Raw genomic sequence first — 12,441 nt, 5'->3', positions numbered from 1 at the left:
TTACGCCAGAAGGCTCCTGCGTATGTATCTCTGTGCGTTTGGGCCGAACCCATACCACCCGGAATCGTACACCAATCCTTATTACGCATATGAACGTCTTGGAAAACCTGTTCGACTTTCATCAACTCTCCGTCAAAGATCTCCTCGATGCACGCGATCACTTTCACGTGCACCTGATGAACAAGAAGAATGTCGTAGCGACGGCCATCGGCCGGTATCTGATTCGTCGTTCCGATCCGCGGCCGGGCACAGCCGCAAGCAAGCGGAAACCGCGGGGTCCCAAGCCGGCACGAACGCTCGAGAATTCGGAGGTCCGCGATTATTCGTGGCCATGTGTGCTGGTCTTCGTTAGCCAGTGGGAGCAGGAAACATCGTTGATGAACAATGCCAGCGATATTCTGCCGACGAATATCTATCTGCCGGACGGCCGCGTAGCGCCGATTTGTGTCGTCGAAGCACCGAAATCTGCATTCTCGCAAACAGTGGTCGATCCTGCCGCACTAAACTTTCCGAAGAATATGATCAGCGGCGGTTTCCCGATCCTGCTCACGGTGCAGGGACAACAGCGAATCGCGTCGGTTGGCTGTCTGGTCTCGGACGGGAATAAGACGTATGCGCTCACCAATCGGCATGTGACTGGAGATCAGGGGACAGTAATCTATTCAAAGCTTGGCTCGACACTTAGTCCGATCGGGACAAGTTCGTCGCTGCAACTCGGCAAGGTCGGTTTCGGCGAGGCATATCCCGAGTGGCCGGTGGATAACGTCGTAATCAATACCGATGTCGGATTGATCGAGGTCGATGATGCGAAAATCTGGAAGACGGAAGTGTTCGGCATCGGAGCCTTCGACGAACTCGCCGACCTCAATACGGCGAATCTCAGCTTGCGGCTCATCGGAGCGCCGGTATGTGGGTATGGCGCAGTGAGCGGGAAGCTCGAAGGGGCGATTGCCGCGCTCTTCTACCGCTATAAGTCAATCGGCGGGACGGAGTACCTCAGCGAGTTCTTGATCGGGGCGCGTCGAGGCACGAGCCTCGGCGTGCATCACGGTGACAGCGGGACCCTATGGCTCCTTGAACAAGACGGCAAGCGGCATCCCATCGCATTACAGTGGGGACAACATGAGTTTCTCTCCGGCGACGGTATCTCGACCAATGGATATGCGCTTGCTTCGAGCCTGAGTACCATCTGTAGGCTCCTCGATGTCGATCTGGTTCGCGGTTGGAATCTTGATCAAGATTATTCCTGGGGAAAGACCGGGCATTTCAAAATTGCGGCAAGTGCCTGCGATGTCGTCAGCGGCACAAAAATCGCGAAGCTTCTGAAAGCGAACAAGTTTCTCATCGGCTACTCGGATGCCGATCTTGAATCGGGCGATTCGATCGCAAAAGCGAAGAGTAAAGACTTCATCCCGCTTGCCGACGTCCCGGATCTCTGCTGGCGGTATATCCGGTTTAAAACGGAAGGACCGAATCACTTCGCCGATATGGACGAATCGAATCCGAAAGTTGCCAAAGGGAAGAGTTTGCTCGAACTCTGCAAGCAAGATTCATACATCGACGTCGATAAATGGATTCAGTTCTATAAGGACTTCGACGCCGTCGATCCGAAGACTTCCATCGATCGCATTACCAAGAAAGAAGTGCCTGCACCACGCCAGGGTGCCGTCCCGTTTCGGGTATGGCAGATGTACGAGCAGATGGTGAAGTCGTTGAAGGCCGGCAATCTCGATGAATTTATTTGCGCGGGCGGCGCGATGTCGCATTATGTAGGCGATGCCTGCCAACCGCTGCATGTATCGTATCTGCATGCGGGGATCCCGGGACACGAGACGAATGTCCATGGTGAGTACGAAGATAAGATGGTCGACGCGAACGCGGAAGCGCTATTTGCAGGCGTCAACAAGATTAACTCGAAGCGTAAAGTCAAGAAGACGGATCTCATTACCGGCGGCAAAGCTGCTGCCCGGTTGACGATCGAATTGATGCGTTCGACGTTCAAGACACTGCCACCTAAGAAAATCCTCGATGTCTTCGGTCGCGTCAGCGGACGGGGGAAGTACACAGAAGCGTGGAAAACCCTCGGCACACCCACCATCAATGTTGTCGCCAACGGCTGTTACGCGATGGCCGTGTTGTGGCAGAGCGCATGGGTCGAAGGGAACGGCGATGTGATCGCGGCTACGAAGCTCACCGAACGCAACACGAATGCATTGATCCAGCTCTACACCGACTTTCATTTCGTACAATCGTATGCGCTCACTGATGAACGGTTCAAACAAGTCCTGACCTGATCGGTGTTCTCGGGGACTCGTTACGCATGCGTTGTGTTCTCAAGAAGGCATGAGCGAGATCCCATTTACACTCTATAGCGGCGCGGGCAACGAATTCGTTGTTATCGACGCATTCAATACGCCGACCGTGTTCGGCTCGACCAAACTTGCGTTGCTGGCACAGACTGTCTGCAAACGCGGCGGTATTATCGGTGCCGACGGAATGGTTGTGCTTGCACGCAGCGCGCGCGCGCCGTTCCAGATGAACTTCTATAATCCCGACGGCTCGTTCGGTGCGCTCTGTGGCAACGGCGCTCGCTGTGCGGTGCAGGCTGCCCTCGACGCAAAGATTATTCCCACGGCCGAAACGACCTTTCAGGTGCTCGACGATATTATCAGTGCCGAACGTCCGTCGTCCGATACGCTTCGCGTCCACTACGCCGACCCAAAGCACATTAAACTCAAGTTTAAACTAAGCGTGGGTGGTGCGCTGGTGACGACGAGTTACGTCGATCTCGGTTCACAACATGCGGTGATCTTTTTCGATGAGTTCGCGGCAATTGCGAATGCCGGGATCGAGGATTTCGATATCGCGCGTTTCGGTCCGCAGGTTCGCCGGCATCCTGATTTCGAGCCCAAGGGTGCGAACGCAAATTTCGCCGAGATCCGAAGCGACCAACTCGGTCCCTACATTCGTATCCGCACCTTCGAGCGTGGCGTGGAGGGCGAAACGCTTGCGTGCGGAACCGGCTGTATGAGCACGGCAATCGCTGCCGTCGGTCGTGGGCTGGTCCCATCGGTGCCCGTACGGCTCTTGACGCAATCCGGCGAGTTCGTGAGCGTCGGATTTCGAGTCGAAGACTCGCATGTGAAGGAGTTGTGGCTCGAAGGGGGCGTCAAGCGCGGACGCAGCGGAGTACTCAGCGTCTAATGCACTCTAAACCTTCTTATATTTGTAGACGCTACGAGTTATAGATCTTTCATTTAATCGTTCGACCGATATGAAGCGCGTTTCCCTCATTGTCGTGACGTTTGCTCTGGCATCGTTCCTGGGCCTCGTCACGTCTGCCAATGCCCAGGAATTTCAGGCATCCTATAAACAGTACGAAGTCGGTCCGATCGCGACCGGCGGAGCTTCCATCTTCACCGGCACCGTGCCGGACGGAGCAAAGACCGATATTCAGCTTGCTTACACTGCTGGGGTATTCGCCGATTATATGTTTAATAAAAATTTCGGAGTCGGCTTGGGCTTGGGGTACGAATCGCGTGGGGTGTTCTTCAAAGCGCAGGGTAGTGATACCCCAAACCATAAGGAGACTATCGGATATCTCTCACTACAGCCGAGCTTTAAGATTAAGAGTTTCATGCTTGGTGCAGATATTAATCTCCCTCTAAGTGGGACGGCGAAGCATGACAATGGACTTGGTGTCGTCTCAAGTTCGATTGGGAAGGACTCAATGGGAACGCTCATTGATGTTAGGGCATCGGTTTTTCTGCCTTTGGTTGAAAACGATAAGGGTAACCTAGATTTTCTCATACAGGCTGCATACTGCTTGACAGACTTTTTTGGTGATCCGGGTCGCCAGTTCAGTGGTATCCAGACTTCTGCTGACATAGTAAAGAAGAGCCCTGTGCCCACCGTTCAGATCGGCTTCACTTATCTCTTCTCGCCGGGAGGCCCGGTGTACGAAAAGCGTTAGTGGCTGAGCAGGAACTCCGAGGCGAGTTCGGCTACACGTTCCGGATAGAATTCCATTACAATATGCTGCGTGTTCGGGAAAACCGATAACGCAGCATTTTTTATTGTGCGCTTCATCTCGACAGCGATCTCGGCGGGAAAGAACAGATCGCGATCTCCGTGGAGGATATACGTGGGTGAGGTAATGTCGCCGAGCCATTCGCGCGGGATATTAATGTCGCACTCGGGGAGCCGAAAATCGTAGAACGCGCCCGCCATAACGGGGCCATATTCAGGACCGTATGCCTCGTTCGCTTCGGCGTAGTATTGCTTGAGCTTATCGTTCAATGCTTCGTACGGTTTATAGTAACGTCTCGATGTCTCGGGGATGCGGTATGTTCCGGAATCGAGCACCATTGCACGCACGAGCTGTGGTGAGTATCGTGCGACTCGAAGCATTGTCATCGCTCCGGAGCTCGCGGCGAGGAAGTAGGACTCCCGGAGCCCGATCGAATCGCAGAGCTCGATAATATCGCGTGAAAAGCGCTCTTTGGTCCAGTCGTTCGTATCGTTGGTCGAGCGACCGTGACCACGCAAATCTACCAGATAACAGGTGAAGTGCCGAGTCAGGATCGGCAGCAGCGGGGTAAACCGAGACCGGCCGTTCGCGCTGAAATTATGCAGGCAGACAAGCGGTGGTCCATCGCCATGCGTTTCGAAATATATCTCGGCATCCGTCACGCGGATGCGTTGTCTGGCCCAGGAATCGTGGTTCACAACAGAGTGAAAATGTAACGCACATCAACGTCAAATTCTCTGTTTAGAGTTGCGAAATAACCCCAGTGATATTCCCATGAACGAGGTTGCCGAGCTTAGAAGTCGTCTGCCGAAGAAGATCGAACGGCTGGCGGATGTTGCCTACGATTTGTGGTGGTCGTCGAGCCGTCATGCGCGTGCTGTGTTTCGCATGGTCTCACGCTACCATTGGTCGGCGAGCGAACACAACCCGATCCAACTGCTCAAAGAAGTCGATCCGGCCAGGTTCGTCGCGCTTGCCGAGGATGAGGATTTCCTGCGAACCTACCGTGTGATGCTTGCGCATTACGACATCGAGTGCGAGCGATCGACGAAGTGGTTCGACTCCGAGGTGCTCTATACCGGTGCAAACCCGATCGCCTATTTCAGCGCGGAATACGGATTGCATTCGAGTTTGCCGATCTATAGCGGAGGCCTTGGCATTCTGGCCGGTGATCATGTCAAGACCGCCGACGAACTCGGTGTCCCGCTCGTTGCCGTAGGGTTCATGTATCCGTACGGGTTTTTCGAGCAGCATATCGATCATTCCGGCGAACAGATCGCGGAGTACAAACACATCGATCTCTCGCATGCTGCCTTGCAGCAGGTACTGAACTCGGACGGTTCGCCACTTCGCATTTCGTTGCGGCTCGATGCAGAACCGACACGATTGCATCTGAAGGTCTGGAAGGTTGCCGTTGGTACCGTGACGATCTACCTGCTCGATTCGGACCTTGACGAGAATGCACCGTCCGACCGCGAGATCACGCGCAGACTCTATGGCGGCGATAAGATCTACCGCCTGCGACAGGAAATCGCCCTCGGCGTCGGCGGTGTTCGAGTGCTCAACGCACTCGGTATTAAACCGGCAGCGTGGCACGCGAATGAAGGACATTCGGCATTCCTCTTTGTCGAGCGGCTTCGCAACGAGATGCATGCCGGGATGACCTTCCGCGAAGCGCTGGAGCATATTCGTCATACGAGTGTGTTCACGACACATACCATTGTTCCTGCCGGACACGATACGTTCGATCCGGAGCTTGTCGTCGAATATTTTCAAGAGACGATCAACGAACTCGGTATTTCGAAAGCGGAATTCCTCTCGCTTGGGTTGCATCACGAAGGCTGGAGCGAGATGTTCAATATGACTGCGCTGGCGATGTCGATGACACGATATCACAACGCAGTCAGTAAGAAACATCAGGAAGTAACGCGGACGATGTGGCCGGAGTACGAGACGATGAGCGCCCCCATCGTTTCGATCACCAACGGCGTCCATGTCTCGACATGGCTCGCGCCGGAGATGGAAGAATTATTCCACCTCGCGCTGCCGGACGATTGGCGCGAACATCAGTCCGATGCCGAGTTCTGGACCCGTGTTGCGACGATCCCGGATCATATCCTCTGGCATGCGCGCAAAGAGCTGTCGGCACATCTGGGACAGTTCATCAATGCCAGACTGCGTGCAGTATCGGATACCGACCCGACGGAGTTGATTGCCCGTGGTGCGCTCTTCAATCCGTTTGCACTCACGATCGGCTTTGCCCGACGATTTGCAACGTATAAGCGCGCCGATCTTCTGTTCCACGATCCGGAACGCCTGGCCCGAATCCTCGGCCATGCCGACCGACCGGTTCAAATCGTCTATAGCGGAAAGGCTCATCCTGCAGACGAAGGCGGGAAGGCATTCATCAAAGAGGTCTGGCAGTATGCACAGGATCCGCGGTTTCACGGGAAAGTATTCTTTCTCGAGAATTACTCGATGCACACGGCAAAATTTTTGGTGCAGGGCTGCGACCTCTGGCTCAACACGCCACGTGCTCCTCTGGAAGCATCGGGCACGAGCGGTATGAAGGCTGCGATCAACGGTGTTCCGAATCTTTCGGTGCTTGACGGCTGGTGGTTGGAGGCATATAACGGGAAGAACGGCTGGGCGATCGACAGCAACGACAAACTATCGGAACAAGAGCAAGATGCTGCCGATGCCGAGCAACTCTATCGCATGCTCGAAGAACAGATCGTCCCGCTCTATTACGATCGCGACCTGAACCACGTACCGGTGAAGTGGCTCGCGGTGGTCAAAGAGTCGATTGCCTCGGTCCTACCGCGCTTCTCGAGTGCACGGATGATGCGCGATTATGTGGCCGAGCTCTATCTGCCGGCAATTGGGAAGTCGTAACCGTTACCGCGGATCGTATTTCTTCGGCATCGCCCGGCCCGTATCGGGCAATGGAAATAGGATTACGCCGTTCATGTTGCACGTGCCCTCGCTTCCTTCGAGGAATCGAACGTCGCGATCGAACTTCCTTCCGATCTTTCGATAGCGTGCCGGGATAGGTGGGCGCATCTCGTAGCGAAATCCTTCCTTCGTGCGGATGTACCAACATCCCGCGCTGGTCCGGTGGATCGTACCGACGATCCGATGCTGCATAATGATCGGATCGCGAACGTGGAAGTTGGTATCGAGCACTTCTACGATCTCGATGCGGCGCCCAAGCATACAGGTCGAAGCCATGAACGGTCGATCGACAACGCGAAGAGTCACCAACCGCCCTTCGACATAACATTTGCGCAAATCTTCCGGCGAACCTGTGAGCTCGAATTTTTCTTTCTTCGTCTGCAAGAACCAGCATCCGCCTTCGAGGTCGGTATGCTGCATGATGCCGCTGACGGTGTATGGCTGCGAACGTTGTTTCGCGACTTTTTGCGCGAACAGCGGGGTCGTTACGGAAAGAAACAGAAGTGCGAGTAGGATGCGTCTCATGTGCTGCTTCGATGATTGTTCTACCGATGCCTACGCACCGACAAATGCAGAAGTAACGAGAACAACCGTGAGTAATTATTAATGCGTATCGTGTGGCAAACGAAATACGACCGGTACTGTCCACCAGGTCTTGATCGGTCCGGAGGCATTTCGGGCAGGCTCGAAAAGCATGTGTTCGACGGCTGTCTGCGCGGCAGTGTTGAATATAGGATTCGTGGAATCCCCCACAACGGTTTGTAGTACAATCCCGCGTTCGTTGATCTCGGCCGAGACGTTCACTGCGCCTTGTAAATGCTGCTCCTTGGCTTCGGGTGGGTACACGAGCAGGTCTTCCAGATCAAAACGCATCTGCGGGTTGGTGCTGTATTGATCCGATGATCGGATACTCGGTGACAACGGAAATTCGTCGAGTGTGACGCGGTCCAATGCATGACCTATCGTGAAATCGACAGTAGCATACGCAGTGGCCGTGTCGGCTGTGCTATTCGTTCCGAACGGAGCGTAGCGCGCGCGGCCGACCGCATCGAGCGCCGGACGGATGAAGAGAGAGTCGGTGGCGCTGAGCACGTTGATGCTCTTTTTGGCTCCACTCCGATCAAGTAGGACTCCAATAACCACCGTGCCTTCACGCCCCTCTCGTTTCGCTTGCTCCGGGTAGTAGATGTAATGCTGAAAAGAGTCCAGCAACGTTGGCTCATACTGTGGTTGGAAGAGGCGTACCCGCACTGCAGTTGAGGGGATCAACTCATCCGCGATCCTCGCAACAACTTGCCTGCCGTAGTGACGGGTGTTGGAGGTTGAGGAGTCCACAGCGGGCGGGAAATAGATCGGTAGCGTCCACCAGATCTTAACCGGTTTGCCGTTTTGTATCGCCGGACTGAATCGTGCGTTCTTCGCAGCTTTCAAGGCAGGCTCACGGAAGAGTGGGTCGGAAACATAGTCTGCTGCACATTGTGTGACTGTGCCGTCAGTGTCGATCAGGACACTTGCACTCACCCATCCTTTCAGTCGTCGTTCTGCCGCGCGTTTCGGGTATATCGGGATGATTGGGGCAAGCAACTTGGGTAGGATCTGAACATCAATATACTCCTCTTTGCGAATGAACCGTGTGGTATCCTTCGGCTGCTTGGCTCGCGTTCGTTGTGCAAACGCTAATGTGCTGATCGTGAGGAGCAGCAAGATCACAAAAACACACGTTCGGCGGAGGAGGAACATGGAGGCTACTCTTTTTTCTTCTTCTGGAGTTTGAAGTGTACCGGCATCGTCAGCCACGCCTTCACCGGCGTGCCGGCATGCGTGGCCGGTGCGAAGGTCAGTCGCTTGACGGCAGCAAGTGTGGGGGAGACGAATACGGAGTCGGTTACACTCTTCACGAGTGTTTTCAGCACGGAGCCGTGTTCGTCAATGAGCAGGGCAACCGTAACTCGCCCTTCTCGGTGCTCCTTGGCAGCCTCTGGCGGATAGTTCACGAGCGCGTTGATGTCCCCGTGCGGTTTCGGGGGCTTGAACTTCCCGTCGTCAAGGGTGGCAACATGTTCGGTCTTTGGCGAGTCCTGGGATTCCTGCGCGCGAAGTGTCGCGCTCGTGATGCACGCAAGCGTAACAGCGACCGAGATGAATGTTTTGCTCATAGATGGTCCGATTGACTAACAATCACTGTGCCAACCCAAATAGTTGCTCGTACTGTGTCTGCGCCGGGGAGGTTTCGGTTTGGGATGCTGCCGGTACCATGCAATTTGCAGAGCGGTTTTCATTATGCAATGCCAGCATGTCGATAACATTCTGAAAACGCTGAGGTTGCAGGGGCATATATCGGTTGATTTGAGTAGCCCCAACCCGGGTGTCTGAAATTGGCTATTGGGGCTGAAACAAAAGAGGGCAGATGGGGTCTTTTAGACAGATCATTAACGCGATAGTCACCGTTACGGAAGCAGATGACCGGACGAACCGATAGCGAATTATGCGAGATCCTAGCCGACACCCAGTCGCCCGAGCGCGACAGGGCGTTTAGCGAGATCTACCGCCGCTACTCGAGCCGGATCTATCGCTACGCGCGCCGAATCCTCTCGCGTGAGGAAGAAGCCGACGATATTTTGCAGGATACGTTCATTCGCTTCCTGCAAGCGCTCGAAGGAGGGAAACAGATCGAGAACGTTGCCGCATATTTGATGCGCATCGCTCGTAATCTTTCGCTCAACCTCGAGACCCGTCGGCCAAACTCGGTGACCATCGAAGAGACGCATGCGATCTATACGCCTGCGCCGATGGAATCGGAGGAGACGACGCAAATGATAACAATGTCACTCGATCTGCTTCCACGAGAAATGAAAGAAGCGTTGGTACTACAGGTATATGGAGGGCTCTCGTATAACGAGATCGCCGAGACGATGGGCGTCCCGATGACGACAGTTCGGAACTGGATCGTCCGGGGGAAAGCGAAGATGCGCGAGACATTGGAGCGCTATTTCGAAACGCCCGGCGAAGAAACACACGAGGCATAAGGATTACGATCATGGCTACACCACAAGCATACTCGGATCTGATCTATCTCTTCCTCGACGGCGAGGCAACGGAGACCGAGCGGAGCGTTCTTTTCAGTGCGCTCAAAGACTCGCCGGCCTTGCAGGAAGAATTCGCTTCTGCGGTGCAAGTCCGCAGTGCGCTCACGACCGATGCCCTGAAGTTGCAGGCGCCGGCGTACCTCGAAGGTCAGATCATTGAAAAGGCAGGATTGTTGGCGTCAAAGCTGTCCGCCGGTTCGGTCGCGTCGTCTGCTTTAACGACCGCGCCGACGGCAGCAACGCCATTTTTACTCAAAGCAGGATTGCTCATCGTCGCAGGCGCCGCCGCCGGTATCGCAACCCTGATCGGTATCCAACGCGCATCGAGCCCGACGACGCCGAGCGCCATCGCCCAGCGCCCGACCCCGATCGAGCGCATCCGTCCGGATCTCGTTGCCCCGGCAACCAACGCTCCGGCCGCGCAGAATACCGCGACGTCTGCAGCGTCGCAAGCCGTAACAGCCGTTCCTTCCGCTTCAAACGCTTCGGTATCTCGCACTCAGAGCGCCGAGCATGCTTCCTCATGGCATGCCGATCGCTCGGCAAGCGTCTCGCATCACTCTGCGACCCTGTATAGCAATGCGTCGAATGAGAATCGCGAGTCTGTACATTCGCGCACGTCTGTTCGTAACACGAATACCGTCGCACAGAATAATGGTACTTCGACGACAACCGAGACGAACATGAAGGCTCCGGCAGTACCGATAACGAATGACGCTCCGAAACAGGACATCTCGAACAACTCCACGCCTGCTCCGAGCCAGCAGATCGCCGAGAACTCGAACCCGACCATTCTTCCGGCGATGATCAAAGCCGAGCCTTCGGCATCGCAGGACATCATCGTCGGCTCCGAAGGAGCCGGTCGCAATCCGTTGCGTGCTCAGTTAACGCGGCCGAACGATGAGAACGAATGGGCACGGCTTTCCGTCAGTGCGTCGGGAATGCGTACGTTCGTGATGTATCCGTATCGTGACGTCCCGGGCGAGGATCGCGTCTCGTTGCAGCAGTGGTCGCTTGGTGCTGCGTATGAAGTATGGAGCGGTCAAGAATTTGGTGTCGCCGTCGGGCGTGACGAATTCCCAATCTTTATCAAGCACGACTCGAAGTACGCTGCACAGCAATCCACGACGTGGTTGGCGGCATCGTATAAATGGACGATGCATGAATTGCAGTTCTTCGGTTCATTCACTCCGTTCTTCGATGCACTTCTCGGCGTATCGGGCGTTGGCCCGACCGGTCGTGCCGGCGCCGGTTTGAATCTGGCGGTGAACGATCAGGTTACCCTCAGCAGCGGCGTTGCGTACATGGGGATGTCCTTTAAGAACCATGACGGTTCAATCGGCAGTGGCGGGAAGATCGAAGGTCTGTTCACGATCAGCGTTCGTCCGTTCTAACACAATCTTTTTTACCACAGTGAAGTACCCAAACCACACATCGAGGACCCGTTGGTTTGCCGCCATCGCGGTGGTTGGGTTGTTATTCTCAAGTCTCCTCTCCTCGTGTTCCGATGCATCGTTCACGCCGCAGATCGGCGAGCCGCCCACGCAGGGTCCGAGCCCAGCGCCGAAGTGGTATCATTTCTCCGGCGGTGCACGAATGAATGTCGTCTGCACACTCGGGATGGATTATCAGTACGAGACACTGCCGTCGAATGCACGTGTAGTGGTTGCATGGGAAACCGGCTTCGATTCGACGAATACCCCCAAGTTCAGTTTTTTTGGCGGTGCAACGCTCAGTACGTATACTCAGGGAGGGCCGTCGAACGACAAGTATCAATTCTCTCTGACGCTTGGTGATAGTGTGCCGTCGGAGGCAGTCTATCGACAAGTACACACCGGGAGCGCAACACCGGATACGGCGACACTGGCAGTCGGACATGTATTTTTGCTGGCGAACGATGCCGTGACCGACGGGTTCGTGATCGATACGGTCGCACGCCATATCGACACGCTCCATGTATACTCAAATCTTGGCGCAATGGTGATTGTGCTTCGTAAGGGCACGATCAAACCGCCGTCTTTTACGATGTTTCAAGATTCGTTGCGCGACGCAAAATTAACTCCGTCCGGATATTCACTCTTTTCGCTCCAGCATCAAGATCATGGACCTGACTACTATGGCCCATGGAATCCTTCGGACTGGACCGACATCGAGGCACACGATATCAAGGACAAGCCGAGTAGCGATGCCGGACGATTCTTTCTCTGGCTCTTCAAGTAGAGCGCTTTATCATTACGGTTCGTGGAGAAGCGGCTCGCGCAGTGTTTCATTAGGGGATTCTTCGCTTCTGCTCCTGTGGTCGCAGAAGAACGCTCAGAATGACTGCTGTTCAGAACGTGCAACCGCAGCCAGTAGCGTTCGGTCAATCGT

The 12,441-nt window shown here is 55.0% G+C and carries 11 protein-coding genes; 7 read left to right on the top strand and 4 right to left on the bottom strand.

Going from position 1 to position 12,441, the window contains the following annotated elements:
- Nucleotides 1-89 precede the first annotated feature (89 nt).
- The 3 genes from JSS75_04280 (at nt 90) to JSS75_04270 (ending at nt 3,973) form a co-directional block, all read left to right on the top strand.
- Nucleotides 90-2,294 (top strand): hypothetical protein, encoded by a 2,205-nt coding sequence (locus JSS75_04280; protein ID MBS1902900.1) that lies wholly within the window; start codon nt 90-92, stop codon nt 2,292-2,294.
- 49 nt (nt 2,295-2,343) lie between these two features.
- Nucleotides 2,344-3,204: a diaminopimelate epimerase gene (gene dapF / locus JSS75_04275; protein ID MBS1902899.1), complete on the top strand. Its 861-nt coding sequence runs from the start codon at nt 2,344-2,346 to the stop codon at nt 3,202-3,204.
- A 70-nt stretch (nt 3,205-3,274) separates the two neighbouring features.
- Nucleotides 3,275-3,973, top strand: a complete 699-nt coding sequence (locus JSS75_04270; GenBank protein ID MBS1902898.1) for an outer membrane beta-barrel protein — start codon at nt 3,275-3,277, stop codon at nt 3,971-3,973.
- Here JSS75_04270 and JSS75_04265 read toward each other — a convergent pair.
- Nucleotides 3,970-4,728: an alpha/beta hydrolase gene (locus JSS75_04265; GenBank protein ID MBS1902897.1), complete on the bottom strand. Its 759-nt coding sequence runs from the start codon at nt 4,726-4,728 to the stop codon at nt 3,970-3,972. The genes JSS75_04270 and JSS75_04265 overlap by 4 nt on opposite strands.
- A 76-nt stretch (nt 4,729-4,804) precedes the next feature.
- Here JSS75_04265 and glgP point away from each other — a divergent pair, with 76 nt between their 5' ends.
- Complete coding sequence (glgP, locus tag JSS75_04260) at nt 4,805-6,925, top strand: alpha-glucan family phosphorylase (protein ID MBS1902896.1); 2,121 nt, start codon at nt 4,805-4,807, stop codon at nt 6,923-6,925.
- 3 nt (nt 6,926-6,928) lie between these two features.
- Here the strand turns inward: glgP and JSS75_04255 are convergent, their stop codons facing one another.
- The 3 genes from JSS75_04255 to JSS75_04245 all read right to left on the bottom strand — a co-directional run bounded on the left by JSS75_04255 (nt 6,929) and on the right by JSS75_04245 (nt 9,141).
- Nucleotides 6,929-7,510 (bottom strand): hypothetical protein, encoded by a 582-nt coding sequence (locus JSS75_04255; protein ID MBS1902895.1) that lies wholly within the window; start codon nt 7,508-7,510, stop codon nt 6,929-6,931.
- A gap of 78 nt (nt 7,511-7,588) precedes the next feature.
- Nucleotides 7,589-8,695 (bottom strand): TonB family protein, encoded by a 1,107-nt coding sequence (locus JSS75_04250; protein MBS1902894.1) that lies wholly within the window; start codon nt 8,693-8,695, stop codon nt 7,589-7,591.
- 35 nt (nt 8,696-8,730) lie between these two features.
- Nucleotides 8,731-9,141, bottom strand: a complete 411-nt coding sequence (locus tag JSS75_04245; protein ID MBS1902893.1) for an energy transducer TonB — start codon at nt 9,139-9,141, stop codon at nt 8,731-8,733.
- Between the two features lie 303 nt (nt 9,142-9,444).
- Between JSS75_04245 and JSS75_04240 the strand changes: the two genes are divergently transcribed.
- The 3 genes from JSS75_04240 to JSS75_04230 are packed head-to-tail and all read left to right on the top strand — an operon-like array spanning nt 9,445 to nt 12,291.
- Entirely contained in the window at nt 9,445-10,011 is a 567-nt protein-coding gene (locus tag JSS75_04240) for an RNA polymerase sigma factor (protein ID MBS1902892.1), read from the top strand.
- Nucleotides 10,012-10,022: 11 nt separating this feature from the next.
- The gene (locus tag JSS75_04235) at nt 10,023-11,465 is read left to right on the top strand and encodes a hypothetical protein (GenBank protein ID MBS1902891.1); all 1,443 of its coding nucleotides are present in this window, start codon (nt 10,023-10,025) and stop codon (nt 11,463-11,465) included.
- Nucleotides 11,466-11,484: 19 nt separating this feature from the next.
- The gene (locus tag JSS75_04230) at nt 11,485-12,291 is read left to right on the top strand and encodes a hypothetical protein (GenBank protein ID MBS1902890.1); all 807 of its coding nucleotides are present in this window, start codon (nt 11,485-11,487) and stop codon (nt 12,289-12,291) included.
- Nucleotides 12,292-12,441: the final 150 nt, after the last annotated feature.

The sequence above is a fragment of the Bacteroidota bacterium genome, assembly GCA_018266755.1.
Classification (GTDB): domain Bacteria; phylum Bacteroidota; class Ignavibacteria; order Palsa-1295; family Palsa-1295; genus JAFDZW01.
This window is presented reverse-complemented; position numbering and strand designations above follow the sequence as displayed.

Coding starts and splice junctions, on each gene's coding strand:
- JSS75_04280 (MBS1902900.1), top strand. CDS start 90: ATGAACGTCTTGGAAAACCTGTTCGACTTTCATCAACTCTCCGTCAAA.
- dapF (MBS1902899.1), top strand. CDS start 2,344: ATGAGCGAGATCCCATTTACACTCTATAGCGGCGCGGGCAACGAATTC.
- JSS75_04270 (MBS1902898.1), top strand. CDS start 3,275: ATGAAGCGCGTTTCCCTCATTGTCGTGACGTTTGCTCTGGCATCGTTC.
- glgP (MBS1902896.1), top strand. CDS start 4,805: ATGAACGAGGTTGCCGAGCTTAGAAGTCGTCTGCCGAAGAAGATCGAA.
- JSS75_04255 (MBS1902895.1), bottom strand. CDS start 7,510: ATGAGACGCATCCTACTCGCACTTCTGTTTCTTTCCGTAACGACCCCG.
- JSS75_04245 (MBS1902893.1), bottom strand. CDS start 9,141: ATGAGCAAAACATTCATCTCGGTCGCTGTTACGCTTGCGTGCATCACG.
- JSS75_04240 (MBS1902892.1), top strand. CDS start 9,445: ATGACCGGACGAACCGATAGCGAATTATGCGAGATCCTAGCCGACACC.
- JSS75_04235 (MBS1902891.1), top strand. CDS start 10,023: ATGGCTACACCACAAGCATACTCGGATCTGATCTATCTCTTCCTCGAC.